Annotated in this window: 16 protein-coding genes; 6 read left to right on the top strand and 10 right to left on the bottom strand. The window is 69.5% G+C overall.

The annotated features are described in order from the left end of the window. Positions 1-260: 260 nt before the first annotated feature. The 6 genes from ACIBCM_RS26580 to ACIBCM_RS26555 all read right to left on the bottom strand — a co-directional run bounded on the left by ACIBCM_RS26580 (position 261) and on the right by ACIBCM_RS26555 (position 7,972). Entirely contained in the window at positions 261-1,289 is a 1,029-nt protein-coding gene (locus ACIBCM_RS26580; RefSeq protein WP_399247368.1) for a thiopeptide-type bacteriocin biosynthesis protein, read from the bottom strand. Beyond that, positions 1,271-2,491 carry a lanthionine synthetase C family protein gene (locus ACIBCM_RS26575; protein ID WP_399247366.1) on the bottom strand — a complete coding sequence of 407 codons (1,221 nt, stop codon included), beginning with the start codon at positions 2,489-2,491 and terminating at the stop codon, positions 1,271-1,273. Before ACIBCM_RS26575 ends, ACIBCM_RS26580 begins: the two co-directional genes overlap by 19 nt. Beyond that, positions 2,488-5,544 (bottom strand): lantibiotic dehydratase, encoded by a 3,057-nt coding sequence (locus ACIBCM_RS26570; protein WP_399247364.1) that lies wholly within the window; start codon positions 5,542-5,544, stop codon positions 2,488-2,490. Before ACIBCM_RS26570 ends, ACIBCM_RS26575 begins: the two co-directional genes overlap by 4 nt. A gap of 87 nt (positions 5,545-5,631) precedes the next feature. Next, positions 5,632-5,826: an FxLD family lanthipeptide gene (locus ACIBCM_RS26565; protein WP_099280197.1), complete on the bottom strand. Its 195-nt coding sequence runs from the start codon at positions 5,824-5,826 to the stop codon at positions 5,632-5,634. Further along, positions 5,823-7,103, bottom strand: a complete 1,281-nt coding sequence (fxlM, locus tag ACIBCM_RS26560; RefSeq protein ID WP_399247362.1) for a methyltransferase, FxLD system — start codon at positions 7,101-7,103, stop codon at positions 5,823-5,825. Before fxlM ends, ACIBCM_RS26565 begins: the two co-directional genes overlap by 4 nt. Positions 7,104-7,420: 317 nt before the next feature. Next, the gene (locus ACIBCM_RS26555) at positions 7,421-7,972 is read right to left on the bottom strand and encodes an ATP-binding protein (RefSeq protein WP_399247360.1); all 552 of its coding nucleotides are present in this window, start codon (positions 7,970-7,972) and stop codon (positions 7,421-7,423) included. A 228-nt stretch (positions 7,973-8,200) separates the two neighbouring features. Here ACIBCM_RS26555 and ACIBCM_RS26550 point away from each other — a divergent pair, with 228 nt between their 5' ends. From ACIBCM_RS26550 to ACIBCM_RS26535, 4 genes are all read left to right on the top strand, one after another. Next, the gene (locus tag ACIBCM_RS26550) at positions 8,201-9,673 is read left to right on the top strand and encodes a helix-turn-helix domain-containing protein (protein WP_399247358.1); all 1,473 of its coding nucleotides are present in this window, start codon (positions 8,201-8,203) and stop codon (positions 9,671-9,673) included. A gap of 14 nt (positions 9,674-9,687) precedes the next feature. Further along, positions 9,688-10,392 carry an HAD family hydrolase gene (locus ACIBCM_RS26545; protein ID WP_399247356.1) on the top strand — a complete coding sequence of 235 codons (705 nt, stop codon included), beginning with the start codon at positions 9,688-9,690 and terminating at the stop codon, positions 10,390-10,392. A 121-nt stretch (positions 10,393-10,513) separates the two neighbouring features. Then, the gene (locus ACIBCM_RS26540) at positions 10,514-10,780 is read left to right on the top strand and encodes a helix-turn-helix transcriptional regulator (protein ID WP_399247354.1); all 267 of its coding nucleotides are present in this window, start codon (positions 10,514-10,516) and stop codon (positions 10,778-10,780) included. Between the two features lie 182 nt (positions 10,781-10,962). After that, a complete protein-coding gene (locus ACIBCM_RS26535; RefSeq protein ID WP_399247352.1) occupies positions 10,963-11,178 on the top strand; it encodes a hypothetical protein in 216 nt (71 codons plus the stop codon). A 113-nt stretch (positions 11,179-11,291) separates the two neighbouring features. Here the strand turns inward: ACIBCM_RS26535 and ACIBCM_RS26530 are convergent, their stop codons facing one another. Then, positions 11,292-11,660, bottom strand: a complete 369-nt coding sequence (locus ACIBCM_RS26530) for a MerR family transcriptional regulator (RefSeq protein ID WP_399247350.1) — start codon at positions 11,658-11,660, stop codon at positions 11,292-11,294. Between the two features lie 211 nt (positions 11,661-11,871). Here ACIBCM_RS26530 and ACIBCM_RS26525 point away from each other — a divergent pair, with 211 nt between their 5' ends. Continuing rightward, the gene (locus tag ACIBCM_RS26525; RefSeq protein ID WP_399247378.1) at positions 11,872-13,374 is read left to right on the top strand and encodes an MFS transporter; all 1,503 of its coding nucleotides are present in this window, start codon (positions 11,872-11,874) and stop codon (positions 13,372-13,374) included. 217 nt (positions 13,375-13,591) lie between these two features. Continuing rightward, a complete protein-coding gene (locus tag ACIBCM_RS26520) occupies positions 13,592-14,062 on the top strand; it encodes a hypothetical protein (protein ID WP_399247348.1) in 471 nt (156 codons plus the stop codon). 377 nt (positions 14,063-14,439) lie between these two features. Here ACIBCM_RS26520 and ACIBCM_RS26515 read toward each other — a convergent pair whose 3' ends face one another. From ACIBCM_RS26515 to ACIBCM_RS26505, 3 genes are all read right to left on the bottom strand, one after another. Further along, the gene (locus ACIBCM_RS26515) at positions 14,440-14,895 is read right to left on the bottom strand and encodes a hypothetical protein (RefSeq protein ID WP_399247346.1); all 456 of its coding nucleotides are present in this window, start codon (positions 14,893-14,895) and stop codon (positions 14,440-14,442) included. Between the two features lie 226 nt (positions 14,896-15,121). Next, a complete protein-coding gene (locus ACIBCM_RS26510; RefSeq protein ID WP_399247344.1) occupies positions 15,122-16,663 on the bottom strand; it encodes an alpha/beta hydrolase in 1,542 nt (513 codons plus the stop codon). Positions 16,664-16,730: 67 nt separating this feature from the next. After that, the gene (locus tag ACIBCM_RS26505) at positions 16,731-16,877 is read right to left on the bottom strand and encodes a hypothetical protein (protein ID WP_399247342.1); all 147 of its coding nucleotides are present in this window, start codon (positions 16,875-16,877) and stop codon (positions 16,731-16,733) included. Positions 16,878-17,048: the final 171 nt, after the last annotated feature.

Genomic DNA, 17,048 nt, shown 5'->3' with positions numbered 1-17,048 from the left:
TCAGCCACGTGATCATTCTGGCCTCGGCCCGCCACGCAGGGAACCACCCACGCGGCGGGCCGTCACGAGGCAAACATTGCCTGATACGGCACTAGATCCAGGATCCTAGGTCCTAGATCCGGACCATGAGCCCTCACGGAGTACTCACGGAGCCCTCAGTGAGTACTCCGTGAGGGCTCACTGAACGCTGCTTGACCTGCGATTTTGTGATTCACGGAGGGATCACTGATTGCTCCGTGAGGGCTCACGGCCTGACACCCTCACTCTCCGGAAGAGGTCTTCGGCGGCCGGGATGAATCCTGTGAAGGGCCCAGGATGGCGGTGCGGGCGGTCAGCGCCAGGACGCCCTGGGAGTGCATGGTCAGCCCCATCCGGTTCCAGTGGAAGATCACATGAAGGCTGAGGATCCGGCGCAGCCCCCGGTCGAGGGTGCCGAGTCGGACGGCTTCGGCGAGCGATCGGCCGGTCTCCCCAAAGGCGGCAACCCATTCCTTGATGGGTTCGAGTGACCCGCCGGGGCACAGCAGGCTGTCGTGGTCGGCTCGGAGGAGGGTTCCGATGTCCTCGGTGATGGCTTCGAGCTTCTCAGGGGGAATGGGGTTGACCGGGATGCGGTGCTCGTCGGTGATGACGCGGTGCCAGACGTCGGCCTGTTCGTACCATTCCAGGCCAGCGGCGCGCATCATCAGGGTGCAGAGGAGGACGGACAGTTCGCGGCGGCCGAGGGGGATGTCGTGGCGGTCGTCGATGCGGGGGATCTCCCGGCTGTCCGCGACGAACAGTCGGTGCGCGGCCGTCATGCCGGCCGGGCCACCGAAGGCCGTGGTCTCCGGTTCGTAGATGCCGGTCCACCACCGTTTGAGGAAACTCCCGCCCGGGGCGGTGAGCCGGTCGAAGCCGGCGGCCAGTGTGGTCCTTGCCGCCGAGTCCGTGGAGGTGAGCCGGATGCGGAGGCGCCAGCAGGGGTGCTTGCGCGTGTACCACCAGCCGTCGATGTCACCTGCGGCCTCGGCGGTACGCAGGAGGGGCATGATCGCGGCCAGGAAGGAGAACTCGGCCATCCTCCAATTGGCGAAGTGGAGGTTCACCTGCCACCACTCGGAGTCGGCCGAACTGCTCTGGAGGGCCTCGGTCCCCGCACAACGGAACAGCTCGACGGCGTCGGTGAGGTCGGCCGGGTCCATATCTGCCTTGCGGGCGGCCTCGGAGACGGGAGTTCCGGCAAGTACGTCGAGGACGGCTTCCGTGGCCTGGGACGGATCGGTCCGGGTCAATCGATCAGAAGACATGCGTCCCATCTCGAGGTCGGGGTCTGCTGCGCGGTAAGGGTGGTCAGGGCGAGCGCCGTACCCGCGTCACCGTTCAGAAAGCCTGGGTTCCGGTCTCCCGCAGGAGCTCGATCCCGGAATGCGGTGCCGAGGTGAGCGGGCAGAGCGCGGAGACGGGGGTCGTGCGCGTTGTGGGCGGCCCGGACGGCCGTTTGGTAGATGCCGGCCCATCCGTGGCAGAGACCGTTGTCCGTGATGCTCGCGAGCTGGATGGGGTCGGTGAGCGCCTGGTGGAGAGCGTCTTCATGGACGGCCTGAAGTTTCTCGTCGTTCAAAGCGATGCCTGCGAGCTGGCCAGCGCGGGCGATGCCGGTGGTGCCGTAGCACCAGCTCGGGCGGGCGGGTCCCGGCTGGTGGGGACGGCCGGTGGCGAGGTCGTGGCGGGTGAGGTGCTCCGGCCACCAGGGGCCGGTTTCGCTCTGCTGTCGCCAGGTGTCGAGGTGGTCGCAGATCGTACGGATGGCTGCGGACTGGCCGGAGACGGCGATGCCCCTGCGGAGGGCCTGGGCGAGGAGGAGCAGGGGGCCGGTGATGCCGTGGGCGACGCCGAGGTTGCCATGGCCGCCAGGGAAGTCGGCGGAGTGCTCACGGTTCGGGCCGTGGTCGACCCACCATCCGGGGACGCCTCGGTGGTCTTCGCCGAGCGGGCGGGTCAGAGCGACCAGGTAGCCGAGAACTCGCTCCAGAACCGTACCTCCGGGGTCGGTGCGGAGGAGGTAGGCGCCGACTCCGGTGAGTCCGTAGAAGACGTCGTACTCGGCGAACGAAGGCGGTTCTCCGTGGTGGATTCGTTCGAGCGCGGTATCGGTCCGGCGGTGGGCGAGCTCCGTGATGTGCCGGTGCAGGGTGGCCCGTGCGTCGGCGTAGAGGTGCTCGACGGGCGGGGGCGTTGTGCTGAGGAGGAAGGCGACGGCCGGCGCCCCGAGGAAGAGTCCGGTGGTATCGGCGGCGCTGACCTCTCCGGCCAGCGCTTCGGTGATCCAGTGGTGAGCGTGTTTCCAAGGTGTCAGGCCGAGGCGGGCGCGTTCGATGTGGAGCAGGGCGATTCCCGCTGATCCTTCGGCAAGGGACTGGGCTCGCCAGGGTTCGTCCGCGGGCGGCGGAACAGGGTCGGTCAAGCGGTCGGTGAGCTGTAGGAGGACTTCGGCGGCGAGGGCCGTCATCGCGTTTGCCTCCGGTATCGGTGGTGCAGCGCAGCGGTCCGGGCAAGTCGCGATGTGGTGGCTTCGGTGGTGGTGTCCGGGCCGAGGGCGCGAGCGTGGTGCTGATGGATCAGCGAGCGGGCGGTGGTCAGAGGCTCACGCTGGTCGATCAGGGCTCGCCGGTAGGCGCGGACGGCGGTGGCACGAGTGGTCCATGCGTCGGCGGCCTCGGTGCCGCCGGGAAGAGCGCTGAGCGCCGCCCGATATCCCGGAGTGGAGAGGCTGAGCGTCTGTTCGCGCAGGCTGCGGTCCAGTCGCCCGCTTCCCTGGGGTGTGTGCTCGATCAACCACTCCTCCCCCTGTTCAGGGGTGGCCGCGAGGTTCTGTACGAGGTCGAGGATGCCGGCCGCTGCCAGGGCCTGGGGTGAGAGGTCGGGATTCTGGTCGGTGAGACGGATCTGGGCGAGGACGGTCGCCGAGTCGGCGACGAAGAGCCTGTGGGCGGCATCCAGTGCCGGTCCGTGGCCGTACTCGCCCGGGTGTGGGCGGAAGTCGGTCAGGGTGAGGTTGGAGACCAGCGCCTTGTCGTGAAGGGAGCGGGCCCACTCATGGACGTGTTCGGCCACCGTCCCGTACGTGCCGGGTTCGATGTGGAGGACGAGGTCCAGGTGCGGCGCGGCCTCGGAGCGGCGGATGAACCACCACATCGGCGGGGTGTAGCCAAAGCAGCCGAGGAGGCGGGGCAGGTGCCGGACGAGGATTTCGTCGTAGCGCCGGGGGTGACCGTGAATTCGGGCGCGCAGGACGGTACCGGCACCCGGTAAGTGGGCTTCTCCCTTGGCGACCAGGACGGTCGAGGTCCGTGTGGGGCGCTCGCTCTCGTCTTCCGCAGGGACGATGTGGAGCGGTAGCCAGACCTCGTGGGCACGGCCGATCCAGCCATAGGCGTCGGTGCCGGGTGATTCGCGCAGGACCAGGCGGCCGGCTCCGTCGAGGTGGGTGCGGAGGATGTGGCGGTGGACGCTGTGGGTCAGGTCCAAGGGGAGGCGCTGGTCGTGTTCGGTCATGGTGACGTGCTCTGGGACACGGAGCCGCTCCCTCCAAGCATCGAAGGCGTGGTCCCATTCCTTCGTAGTGGCTGTCTGGCCCGGGAGGTCCTGGGCGGCGAGCAGCCAGCGGGCCGGAGTGAGGACGGTACGGCGGTAGCGCACCCGGGGCAGATACGGCAGGCGGGCGGCGGCACCATAGTCGAACGGCTTGTAGACGGCGTGCCGGGCCGTGGCGATCTCGGCGAGGAACCGGGCCAGCGGCGGGGTCTGGACTGCGGCTTCGAGGGCGTGCGGGACCCGGACGGTGATCGGCCTGCAGGTGGAGATCTGGACGAGGTGGAAGCTGCGGTCATCCGCGGTGACGGCGAGATCAGTGAGGGGTATGGAGCCGTCGTCCGACTCGCGGTGCTCGGCGAGCGGGATGACATGGGAGAGCAGGTGCGGAACACGGGCGACGTTCTCGTTGCGCCGTCGGCGGGGAGCGAAGCTGAGCTGCGCGGCGACCGCGCCGGTGCTGTCCGTGTACGTGGCGGCCAGCGCGTCCCGATGCTCTGTGGGGAGCAGGTGAGCGAAGCGGCCGGCCATGCTGCTGCCTGGTCTCGGTACACCGGTGACCAGAAGCTGGAAGTCACCCCGGGCGAGTGCCGCAGTGGAGGCGGAGTGGATTTCGAAGGCGACTTCCACGCGAGGGACGAGCGTCCGGCCGTCGGTGCCCGCGGCCTTGGCCAGAGTCTCCGTCACGGCATCGGTGAGGACCAGTTCGTCCCGGCCTGCCATGACGGTTTCCTGGACCATGCGGAGAAGGATTCCGTCCCGGTCTGTCAGTTGCTTTGGTGCCCGCTCGCGGACTGATCCGGTGTAGCCGGCGGGAAGGCCGAGGCCCGTGTCCGACACAAGGTCCAGGACGGGGACGAGCGTTCCGGTGCCGTACTCGGCGAGGAACTCGTGGTGGTAGTCGCGCCAGTGCTGGTAGCCGTACGGCTGCGGGGTGGTCCGGTAGAGCGCCGCAACGGCGCGCTGGGCTTCGTCCACCACCGGCTGAGGGATCGTGACCTCGCAGTCGAGGGCCGTGTCGACGAGAACCGGAGTCCGGGTGACTGAGGAGACCGTCTGCATCCGCGCGATCGTGGTGTCGAGGGTCGTACGGTCGGACCGCGTCCCGGACAGCTCCGAGTGAATGGAGTACAGCTCCCGCACCGTTTCCCGGACCTCGTCCACGGTCTCGGCGTCGGCCTTCCTCAGCTCGGCGCAGAGGTGATCGAAGGCGTCGACGGTGGTCATGGGTGCCCACAAGCTCGTGATGAGGAGGTGGTGCGAGACGAGTTCCTGGAGCAGGGTGTCGATCTGCCCGGCGACGGCCCGTGGGAACCGGGTGCGAAGGCGGTCACCTAGATCCCGGTACCGGATGGGATGCCGGGCCGCCTCCATCGCAGCCGCGAGCGAGCGCGTGTTCCATACGGCTATCTCTTCCGGCGCCAGATGCGGCGCACGGGCGTCGGCGGGCGAGCCGGGTGCGACGAGCCGGTCATCACGTATCCGGACCGGGGCATTGGCCATCACGGGCAGCCGGTCGCGGAGCCCGGGGCTTGCCTGGAGGCGCTGAATGATCTCGGTGAGCCAGTCGGCGTCGGCTCGGACCGTTGCCTTCGGCTTCGTACCCCAGCTCACCGAAGGGTCCGGCCCGACGAGGAGCGGGGCCGTACCGGCGAAGAGGCCCAGAGGTGTCGGGCGGTGCTGCCAGCGCAAGAGGTAGGAAGCGACCGAGAGCACGGCCCGACGAATCTTCCGGGGCTGAGTCTGCCGTCCCTCGACCACGGCCTCAATGGTCTCGCACAGCACTGGCGCGGTGAACCGAAGCGCCTCCTGTACGTCATCGCGCTGCCAGGTCCGGGCGAGCCAGCCCCGGAGGAGCACGGTGTTGTCCAGGTCCAGCGTGCGGGGCAATTCGGCGGTGCCCGTGCTCGTGGTGGCGCGGAGCAGGGCCACGCCCTGCCACCGGTGGCCGGCCCCGGTCGTGGCGGTCATGAAAGGGAATCCCTTCGGGCGGCGCGTGAGCGGGGAACGGTCCGGTGGACCGGGCCGAAGGCGGCCCGGTCCACCGGAGGTGCCGGGTCAGGCCGAGTCCTCCACGAACGAGTTGCAGGCCGAGGCCCCGCCCTGACAGGTCGGTCCGCAGCCGTCACCGGTGGAGCACATGAGCTTGCCGTACGGGTGTTCCGCGATGACGACCCGTACATCGAGCGGGGCGAAGTCGTCCTCGTCGAAGGCCATAGACGGTTCGGTCTGAGCCAGGATGGCGTTCGTCATGCCGTGCCCTTCCTCTCTTCTGAAGTGATGCGGGACAACCTGATCTCCGGCGGCTGAGCCGGGGGCCAGGCGAGGGAGATCCGGCTGTGCACCTTGTCGATCACCCGGTCGGCCGGGATCTGCTCGTCAGGGGTGCCGGCCGGATGGACCCGGATGACCGGGTTGGGGCCACCGCGCCGGTCGCGGGCCCAGTCACGGATGTGGTCCGCGACGATCTTGGCGAAGCCGGAGGCCGTCGGGCCGAGCGCATGGACGCCGTACTCGACGCCCTTGTCGTCCTCGGTCGGGCGGACGATGAGATAGGCGAAGTCGGCGCCGTCCACGGCGGCAAGGGAGAAGGACTTGTTCGAGGGGGCGACGATCCCGGTGTCCAGGTCGGGGTCGACCGTCATGACACAGAAGCCGGGCAGTGTGATCGCCAGGTGCATCTGGAGCGTGTCCACGAGTTCGCCGCGGCCGACGTCGACTCCGGTCCACAGCTCCACCCGCGGGGTGGTGACGGCGTTGTCGAGCAGGCTCGGATCGGCGGGCAGTCCGTCGTCGAACCGCAGCCCGATCGCCGGGGTCCCGGCGACGAGCAGCAGCTCCTCCTGGTGCCCGGACGAACCCTGCATGGGGACGAAACCGCAGACGAACGCGGATTCGCTCTCCAGGTGGTCGCCGATAAGGACAAAGGCCACGGACCGGGTCAGCCCGCGCATCCGCAGCGGTACGACCAGGCGTCCGCCCGGGGCGAGCCGCTCGGTCCACGCGGGCGGGATGTCCCAGGCGCCGGCGGTCACCATGACGAGATCGAACGTGCCGAGGTCGTCCAGGGGTTCCGCCGCGTCGACGCAGACCACCTGGACCCGGTCGTAGCCGTACTCGTCCAGCAGTCGGCGGGCCCGGTCCGTCACTGTGGAATCGATGTCCACGGTGACCACGTCACCGGCTACTCCGACCAGTTCGGCGAGGTAGGCCGCGTTCAGACCACCCGACCCGATCTCCAGCACCCTCATTCCCGGGCGTACCTGTGCCTGCTCCAGCATCATCGCCTGGATTTGCGGCGCGGAGACCGAGCTGAGCTGGACGCCGTGTTCGTCCGTCTTGGTGATGACGGCCGCGTACGGGGCGTACGCCTTCTCCAGGGTTGCCTCGGGGACGAAGGCGTGCCGTGGGACCTTCCGCATCACGGCCTCGACCTCCTGGGAGGCGATCGCGCCGTCGGCGACCAATTGGTCCACGACCTGGTTGCGCAACCGTGCGGCCTCGTCGGAGTCGACTGTCGTGTGGGTCATGAGGGTGTCCTTCGTTCGTACGTGTTCAGGGTGGGAAGAACCGGCCGGCGGGGCGCCGTCGGTGCCACCACGCCGGGACGCTATCGGCGGCCATCGGCCTGCCCCGGCAAACGACAGGGGCTGGCCGGAATGCACTGCGTCAGGTCGCGCAGTCTCCTATGGGTCCGACGAGCACTCATCGCCGCAGCAGACGGCAGCCGGCCCCGCCCCAGACGCGACGAGTTCAGTGCCGCGCTGCCCCGGAGACGCTGCCGTCACGGGGGCGAGACGGCAGGATGTCCGAAACCCGCTGCGGCGAGATTGGCCCGATAACGGAGTCAATCAGCGGGCACCGCCTCCCCGGGGCTTTCGCCTTCAGGAGTCCGGAGGGAGCACCACACCGAGGTGCGGTCGTCCGACAGTCCCCAGAAATCGGCGAACGCGTCAACCAGAAGCAGCCCCCTACCGGTCTGGGCGAGATCTTCGTCCGGCGCTTCGAGCCCGCCTTCGCCGATCTCGATCCGCGAGCCACTGCCGACTCTGAGCCAGAAGCGGCTGGCCGTGCACCACAGGCGCACCTCGACCTGGCCACGTCCATACTCGAACGCGTTGGTCACCAGTTCGGTGATCAGAAGGTCGGCAGTTGCGACGAGGTTGTCGGCTCCCCAGAGCCGCAGATGGGCTCGTTCGATTCGCCGGACCTCTCCGGGCCGGGATCTGTCCTCATCGGTGAGGGGGCGGCCTGGGGCCGTGGTCCGGTCGAAGTCGACCGCGAAGCCCTGCGCTTTCGGGTTCCGGAGGTTCCAGCACCTCACTCCTCGTCCGAGTGAGCACACCAACGCGGTGGGCTCCGTGAGGACGGACGCCGGTGACGCCTGTTCGTCGGTCAACAGGGCAACGTGTTTAGAGCGTTGAGCCGTACCTGTGGTCACTGTCCCCTCCCTCGGACTCGGAATCGCGGTGCTTCCGGACGGCGTGTGCGGTGAGCCGTGGGAGGAGTCTTGAGGTCGCGCGGGTCCAAGGGGACCGCCGAAGCGATATCGCTACGGCGATATCCATCTGTGCCTAGCCTGGTGCCGACGGACGGTTGGGGTGAGGCAGTGAGGCAGGGGCAGCTCATGAAGTCGTCGTTTCGCGTGTGCGACAAGTGCGGTCACGGGCTGAGCCAGTACAACCCCGACCCTCTGTGCGCCCCCTGTTCCCGGGGTGGCGACATCGCACGGGTCCCGGACCGGGCATGGCGTGACGAACAGGTCCGCAGAGCACTGTCCGCTTGGGATTTCGGCGAGTTACTGCGGCTGCTGCGTCGGCGGTCCGGTCTCTCCCAGATGGCCGTCCGCTCTCTGACGGGCCTCACCCAGTCGTTCATCTCGGACCTGGAGCGCGGCCGGAAGCATCTGGGTGGTGGCGAGGCCATCATCGACTTCCTCAACGGCCTCGGGCTTCCCGCGGACCTTCGTCCCCTGCTGCTGACCCCGTTCGGTGAACCGGGTCGGGCGGCGTCGAGCGGGCCTCTCGACCCCGCTCTGCCGTGGAATGCGGACCGTATGGTGACCTCACTTGAGTTCGCTGTCGGAGGTGTCATGAAACGCCGTGGGGTGCTGGCGCTGAGCGGGGCCGGCCTGACGCAGTACGTGCTGCAATCCACCATCGCGGCCCCCGAGGCCATGGCCTCGATGACTTCGAACGGCACCGGAGTCACCATCCCGCTGATCGCTTCTCTGGAGGCGACGACCGACGCACTCCGGCACATGGACGCCAGCAGCGGCAGCGGCAGTCTGGCGGCGACGTCGATGGGGCATCTGAAGATCCTCGTCAGGCTGCTGAAGCACGGTTCGTACGACGAGGCCCGGGGTCGTCGGCTGGCGGCGGCAACCGCGGACGCGGCAGCGCAGGCCGGCTGGTACATGTTCGACGGTGGCAACCACACGAAGGCGCAGAGACTGTTCCTCGCCGCGCTGCGAGCGGCCCATGCCTCTGGGGACTCCCGCCTCACCGCGGCGGCCCTTTCCTTCCTGGCCATTCACGGGTACTCCGTCGGAGATCCACGGGCCGCGGTCACCGCTGCCAGAACCGCGAGGCTGGGTATCAGCGACCGCGATGCCCCCGCCTTGCAGGCGATGCTTCTGACCCGGCAGGCCCGGGGTCACGCACGGCTGCGCGAGGAGTCGGCAGCCCGCGCGGCCCTGGAGGAGGCCAGGGTGCTGTGCGCACAAGGCCGTGGTGAGGACGATCCGGACTGGCTGTACTGGATCAAGCCGGGCGAGATCCTCGGTCAGACGGCGAGTTGCCTTCTCGACCTCGGCAGGCCAGGCGAAGCGGCGGAGTCCTTCGACGCCGCCCGGGATGAGCTGAGCCAGGAGGAGATCCGTACGACCGCCCAGTTCCTCTCCCGAGCGGCTACCGCTCATATGAAGACGAAGAACCCCGACGTCGGATGGGGCATTGCCGGGGACGTCCTCAGCCTGGTGGACGGCGTCCACTCCGCCCGCTTGGACGATCACCTCCACTCCATGCTGGCGGAGGTCCGGCGATTCGAGGACACCCCGGCGGCACGCGAACTCCTGGAACGCGGCGAATCCGTCATGTAAGGGCGTGCGGCGGCATGATTCTTGTCCTGTGGGACATCGACCGGACCCTTGTCTACGTCGGCGATATCGATCGGCTGGTGTACCGAACCGTCTTCGAGGAGGTCGTCGGACGCCCTCCGGAGCGGCTTCCGGCGAAAGGGACGGGTGTCACCATGCCGGTCGCGGTGAAGGAACTCCTCACCGTGAACGGTGTCCCCGGTGAGCAGGTGGACGCGTTCGCCCGGCGGATCATCGGTCTCATGCCCGGAGAGTTGGAGCGGCATCGAGGAAAAATGCTGACAGAGGGGCTACTGCTCCCCGGTGCGGCCGAGTCGCTCACCGCCGTGCGGAAGTCTCCCCGTCTTCTGCCGTCCGTCGTCACCGGAAATCTTCGGGCCAGCGCGGAAATCAAACTCTCGACATTCGATCTGATCGGCCTTGTCGATCCGGCGGTCGGGGGGTACGCGTCCGACGATCCTCATCGTCCGGCCCTGGTGGGCGTTGCTCAGGGGCGAGCCGGGGCCGCGTACAAGCACTTCTTCGACCGGAGCAACACCGTCATCGTCGGGGACTCGCTGGAGGACGTCCGCACAGGACGCGAAGGAGGGGCGCGGGTGATCGGTGTCGCATCCGGGACCACCTCGGCAGCCGATCTGGCCGACGCGGGCGCGGACCATGTCATCTCCGACCTCACCGACCCTTCGCAGCTTCTGCGGCTGATCGGACCCGGCGTCGAGTAGAAGCAGGGATCATCGAGGAGTCTGCCGCGCCCATCTATCACTGGCGGCCCGGCCCATCCAAGCCTCTCTTTCTCCGGACCATTCTCCTGTCACCTCAAGGACGGACGACAGGAACGCAGTCATGCCTCAGGCAATCTCACCGAACGAAACGGCCTTCTTGAGCCTGCCGCAGGCAGCCTCATATCTGGGACTCTCCCCGAACACCCTTTATGTCTGGCGTCACCGGCGTCAGGGACCGCCGAGCTTCCGCATGGGCCGTCGCGTCATGTACCGGATCACGGCGCTCGACGAGTGGGTGCGAGCCCAAGAGCTGTGCGATTCACGGTCGAACCCCTCTCTTGACCCGCTTCACCAAAAGCCTCAGGCCCGCACGCGCAGGGCCGCATAGCGGAACTCCCCCTCGAAAAATTCTTCAAAGAGACCTCCGGATGCGGGATAAGGACGGGCTCCAGCCAGCGTTCTGAACACCCACTCGGAAGGAATCACAGCACCAAAAGGGGAGCACCAAGCGCATGGCCGGTTACATAGAGGACCGATGGCAGAAGAAGCGGCGACCACTACGCTCACTTCATGCCCGGCGCGGGGCGGCGCGGTCTCGCGGCCATGGACTCCTGGCTCGCCGGTGATCAGCACAAAGTCCCTGAGAAGTCCCTGGCGGCCGGATGGGGCATCACTTCTACCCTGAAGTTGCAGGTCAACAGCATGATCAACTCGGCTGACGCCGTGAAGGTGAAGTACAAGGAGACGGCGCGGGGCGGGCTCGCGGTGAACATCATCGAGTGCTGACGGTATAGGCCCTGACCAGCGCTTTTTCATCTTCCGGCGCTGTCAGGGCCTTCCTCGCCCGCACGGCGGATCCACCCGCCGGGCCGGTGGTCGTACACGATGGCCCGGTGCGCTCAGACGGACCCGGTGAGAGGCGGCGCGGCGGCGATCACCTCGTCCAGTACGGCACGCGACGCGGTCAGCTCCTCAATCGCGCCGGTCAGCCGCTCCCGCGCGTCGTTGAGGTCGACCATCATCTCCGCGCACGTCGGGACGAGCTTCTCGCCGTCGTCCCGCATACACGGCAGCACCTCGGCGATCAGTGCGGTGGGCAGCCCGGCCGACAGCAGTGTGCGGATGCGCCGCACCAGGTCCACGTCGCCCTCCCCGAAGTCGCGGTATCCGCTGGACCGCCGCTCCGGATGCAGCAGACCTTGCTGTTCGTAGTAGCGCAGCAGTCGTTCGCTCACGCCCGTACGGCGGGAGAGTTCCCCGATACGCACTGTGCCCCCAGCGGTCGTCCCACGCCTTGACCTTGACATTGATGTCAGAGTTTACCGTTCGTGCGGACAAGTCACTGCTCAGTGGTGGTGGTGACGCAACACGCGGGCAAGGGGAGGCACACCATTGACCAGCGAGAGCGCGCCGCCGCGCGCCGGAAGGCGGGAGTGGTGGGGACTGGCCGTACTGGCCCTGCCCACCTCGGTGCTGGCGATGGACATGACCGTCCTGCACCTCGCCACACCCACCATCAGCCGGGACCTCTCCCCCACCGGCGGCCAACTGCTGTGGATCCTGGACATCTACGGCTTTCTGATCGCGGGCTTCCTGATCTCCATGGGCACCCTCGGCGACCGCGTCGGACGCCGTCGGCTGCTGCTGATCGGAGCCACCGCCTTCGCCGCCGCCTCGGTGGTCGCGGCGTACGCGCCGAACGCCGACATGCTCATCCTGGCCCGGGCGTTGCTGGGGGTCGCCGGAGCGACGCTGATGCCCTCCACTCTGGCCCTCATCTCCACCATGTTCGCGGTCCCCGCCCAGCGTGCCGTCGCCATCGCCGTCTGGATGGCCACCTTCATCACCGGTGAGGCCGTCGGCCCCCTGGTCGGCGGGGCACTGCTGGAGTTCTTCTGGTGGGGCTCGGTCTTCCTCATCGCCGTCCCCGTGATGCTGCTGCTCCTGATCACCGGTCCCCTGCTGTTGCCGGAGCACCGCGAGACCCGGCAGACCGGCCGTTTCGACTACGTCAGCGCCGCACTGTCGCTGGTGGCACTGCTCTCCCTGGTCTACGCGGTCAAGCGGTTCGCCGAGTCGGGCGCGGGTCCGGCGCCGCTCGGCTTCGCCCTCGTCGGCCTGGCCGTGGGCACGGCCTTCGTACGGCGGCAGCACCGTCTGGACGAACCGCTGATCGACCTCGGTCTCTTCCGCGTCCCGGCGTTCAGCGCCGCGCTGAGCACCCAGATGCTCGCGGTCTGCGGCCTCGCTGGCACCCAACTCCTGCTGATGCAGTACCTCCAGTCCGTCCACGGCCTCTCGCCCCTCCGGGCCGGTCTGTGGACACTGCCCGCCGTCGGCATCGGGATCGGCGGCACGCTGCTGGCCCCGCGCGTGGTCACCCGGGTCCGGCCGGCCGCCGTGGTCGGCGCCTGCCTGACCCTGGCCGCGCTCGGCGCCGCGCTGATCGTGCCGGCGGGGCCACGGGACGGCCTGGCCTGGGCGATCGGCGGCTTCACCCTGCTGTATGCCGGCATCACCCCGATCCTCGCCCTGACCACCGACCTCATCGTCGGCTCCGCCCCGTCCGAGCGGGCCGGCGCGGCGTCGGCCGTCTCCGAGAGCGGCGCGGAACTGGGGCTCTCCCTGGGCATGGCGCTGCTCGGCAGCCTCGGCCTCGCCGTATACCGGCGGCGACTCACCGACAGCGCGCCCGCGGATGTGGACGACGCCACGCTGAGCGAAGCCCATCACACGATCGGCGGTGCCGTCAGTGCCGCGGAGGACCTCCCGGAGCCGGCCGCGGCGGCCCTCGTCGACGCGGCCCGCTCCGCCTTCACCAGCGGCCTCACCACCGCGGCGGGCCTCACCGCGGCCGTCCTGCTCGCCACGGCGGCGCTGGCCGCCCTGATGCTGCGCGGCGTTTCGACCGTGGACCACGGCGAGAAGGAGGCCCGGTCCGCGCCCCCGGACCCGGAGCGGGTGGCGGCGCGCGGCGACTGACGCTCCCGGCGGTGTCTCACGGGGCCTCCGGAGCCCGCGTCGGGGGCTCCGGCGCCCTGTGGACCGCCGCCGGCCGGGCGGTGAGAGAGGAACTCCCCGCGCAGCCGGGGATGGTCCCGGGGCCGTACCCTCGGCCGCGACGCGGTCTGTGTCCGGATGCGCAACCGGCACCAGGACGGGGGACCGGAAGCGGGACCGGAAAGGGGGAGGGGATCCGATGACGGCCCGGCTGCTCGACGAGGACGGCGCCGAGCCGAGAATCGCCTACTTCACCTTCTGTCTGAGCGGCCTCGAAGACGGCGCCGACCCTCAGTCGGCCGCCCTGGCGGCGAGCCCGCGCGCACGCTGGACCGTCCTCGCCGGGCCCGGCGGGGCCGTCTTCCAGAGCGCGACGACCGACCACCACCCCTCCGTGCGCCTTCAGCAGTGGAGCGCCGAACCGCCCGTGCCCGAAGGTGAGTGGGACACTCTCGACACCGTCCGGTTCCAGCTCGGTGCCCACGGAGAGATCCAGCTCGTCGAGCGCGACGGCCGCCCGGTCTGCGAGGTCCTGGACCTCGGAGGCCCCGGCACCTACCGGCTGCGCGCCGCCAGCCGACACCGCGCGGCGGCCCAGGAGCGGCACACCGCGGGGGAGATGTTCTTCCGCGGCACCGAACAGTGGCTCATCCAGATCTGGCCGCTCTGACCACCGACCGCCGAGGCCCGAGCCCGCGGGCCCGGACGGCGTAGCCGCCGGTGATCACCGGGGGCGGGCAGGGGTGTGGCCGATGGCCAGGACATCGGCGAGGAGCCGGCGGTGCGGTGCAACGGGCGCGGAGGATGTCGGCGACCGAGGCTCGTCGGCGGCGGGGGAGCAGTGGCCATGCTCTGCGCTATTGCGCCCGTACCGCCGGGCGGGGCACTATGCGGCTTCCCGGCCGACGCCGCGCAGGCGGCGGCTGCGGCCGCGGTCCTGAGGTCCGGCGGCCCGGGGCCCCTGGGGGGCAGGGCCGTGGTGTGTTCCGGGCAGATGAGGAGTGGTCCTCCAGCGACCGGCGGGTGCGTGCCGGGCAAGCGGGTGCGTCACTGGACGTAGTTGCAGTTGTGGTTGCCCGAGCTTGAGGTGTAGTCGCAGATCGCGAACTTCATGTTCCTCACCGCGGGGTGGTAGTCCGAGACATGGCCCGTGCCGGTGCTGCCGCTGGAGGCGATCGTCGTCCACGGCTCCTGCCTCCAGCCGCCGGAATCCCGCACTTCGTACTTGACGCGAAGGTGCGCGACTCCCCCGCCGGTGCCGCAGGAGTCCAGGGCATACAGGTTGTAGCCGGCGTGGTAGGTGCCGTGGGGGTTCGGCGCGGGGTTGAGGTGGTAGGTGTAGTCGCCCGAACCTTCGGAGCAACCGCTGGCGCTCGTTCCTTCGATGAGCCATTGCGCTCCGGCCCCACCCGCGCTCGCGGGGGCCTGGGCCACGCCGAGGGCGAGGGCCGTCGCGGCGAGGGTGACCGCGAGGCGGGTTCGTGTCCCTGAACGTCCGAGCATGACGCCTCCTGATACCGAAGGGGATTGCCAGGGCATCAGGATGCGGGCACAGACCTACCGGACTCCATGGACATCCGTGCACATCTCCCGGAGATCCCCGCACAGGTACGCACCCTTCCGTCTCTGCCGGACGAACTCCCCTGCCCGCACCGGAGGGGGCGGACAGGGAGCGTTCGTACGGGTGCGGGGAGCCCGCCGTCAGGGCAGCGGTCGGAGAGGCAGGCGGTCAGCGGGGCAGCGGGCCCCGTACCGGAACCGGGACCCTGGTGGACTTGCGGTGCTGCTGGGGCGGGTTCGCCTCGCAGGCGGTGTCCTTCGACGGAAGGCGACCGGTCGTCAGATAGGTGTTGGCGACCCGCTCGGCGCAGTCGCTGACGAACGTCCCGTACACGCCGTGGCCCTCGCCCTCGTCGACCGTCACCATGCGGGAGCCTTCCAGCGCCCGCCTCAGCCCGTAGGCGTACGGAAGCGGGGTCTGCGGGTCCCATTCGTTCTGGAGGATCAGCGCCGGGACGTCGTTGTCGATCGCGGTGGCGGGCTCCGCGGTCCTCCCCCAGAACGCGCAGGGCGCGATGTTGGAGGCGTAGTCCCCGTACAGCGGATAGCGGACGGCGTCGGTGACCGCCTCCTGCCGGTAGCTCTCCGGGTCCTTCGGCCAGGGCGCGTCGCCGCAGACCACGGTCCAGAACATGGAGGTGGCGTTGTCGTCCCAGGGGTAGGGGGCCGGCAGATCAGGGGTCGGCTCACCGGCCGCGGCCTTCTTGAGGTTCACCACCCACTCGGCGCCGAGGCGCGCCGTGACGAACGTGGTGCGCAGCGCGGCCCGGAGCCGGGTGCCGCTGTAGCGGGTGCCGCCGAGGAGGACGGGGTCGCGGTCGGCCCGGGCGACGAGTTCCCAGAAGGTACGGGAGACCTCGGCCGGGGTGTCGCCGAGGCCGTACGCGTCCGAACGCGCGGCGGTCCACTCGGTCCACCGCGTGAACGCCCGCTCCGCCCCGGGTGCCCAGGACTTGAAGCTCTTGTGCCACGCGCCGGCGGGATCGGTCGCGCTGTCGAGGACGAACCGGTCTACGCGCCGGGGGAACAGCTGCGCATAGACCGCTCCGAGATAGGTGCCGTACGAGTACCCCAGGAAGCTGATCTTCCGCTCTCCGAGCGCGGCCCGGATCACGTCCATGTCCCTGGCGGTGTTCCGGGTGGTGAACTGCCTGAGGGTGTCCTCGCCGTACTTGTCGTGGCACTTGTCCGCGATGCCCCGGGTCAGCGCCACATGGCGGGCGAAGGTCTCCGGCTTGTAGGGACGTTCCCCGTCCAGTTCCTCAGGGGTCAGTCCGCAGGTGATCGGCGTGCTGCTGCCGACGCCCCTCGGGTCGAACCCGATGAGGTCGTACCGCTCCCGTACGGAGGCGGGAAACGCGTCGTGGAGATACGCGGGCATGTCCAGGCCCCAGGAACCGGGGCCGCCGGGGTTGATCAGCAGCACGCCCCGCCGCTTGGCGGGGTCGCTCGCCGCGATCCGGGATATCGCGATGTCGACCTGTGCGCCGTGCGGACGCCGGTAGTCCAGCGGCACCTTCACCGAGGCGCATTCCAGTGAGGGCGGGAGGTCGGGGCGGCACGCGCTCCAGCTGACCTTCTGCGCCGCGTACGCGGCCGTGGGGACCGCGGACCGGGCGGGTGAGGCGGTCGCCGGGGCCGAGGCGAGGGCCGGAGCCGTCGTTGCCATCATGCTCACCGCGAGTACGGGAGCGAGACGTCTTATCTGCACGGTGGGGGGTCCTTCCGTTCGGCGTGCGAGACAGGCCGGCCCCGTGGTGACGGGCCGGCCGCGCACATCATCCCCCGGAGAGCGCTTTCCCCAACTCCACCTCGGGGACGGGATGTTCACCCGCCTTCCCCCGCCGGAAGAGACGGTTCTCCGTGCCGGTACGCGAGCGGGCGGCCGCCACGGAGGCGACCGCCCACAGCGGTACGGAGAGCATCGCGAGCCCTCCTTGTCCACGGGACCGGGCGTACCGGCGGCGCCGGGCCGGCAACCGGGTGCGGCGGCAGGGTCGGCATCACACGTACGGCCCCATCGGTCCGGCACCCGTCACCGTGCTGACGCCGCCCCTCACCGGCGGAACGGCCGCGTGGACGGGCCTCGGTCCGGA

The sequence above is a fragment of the Streptomyces sp. NPDC051018 genome (assembly GCF_044456085.1).
GTDB lineage: Bacteria > Actinomycetota > Actinomycetes > Streptomycetales > Streptomycetaceae > Streptomyces.
The sequence above is the reverse complement of the archived record's forward strand: the minus strand, read 5'-3'. Positions and strand labels throughout refer to the sequence as shown.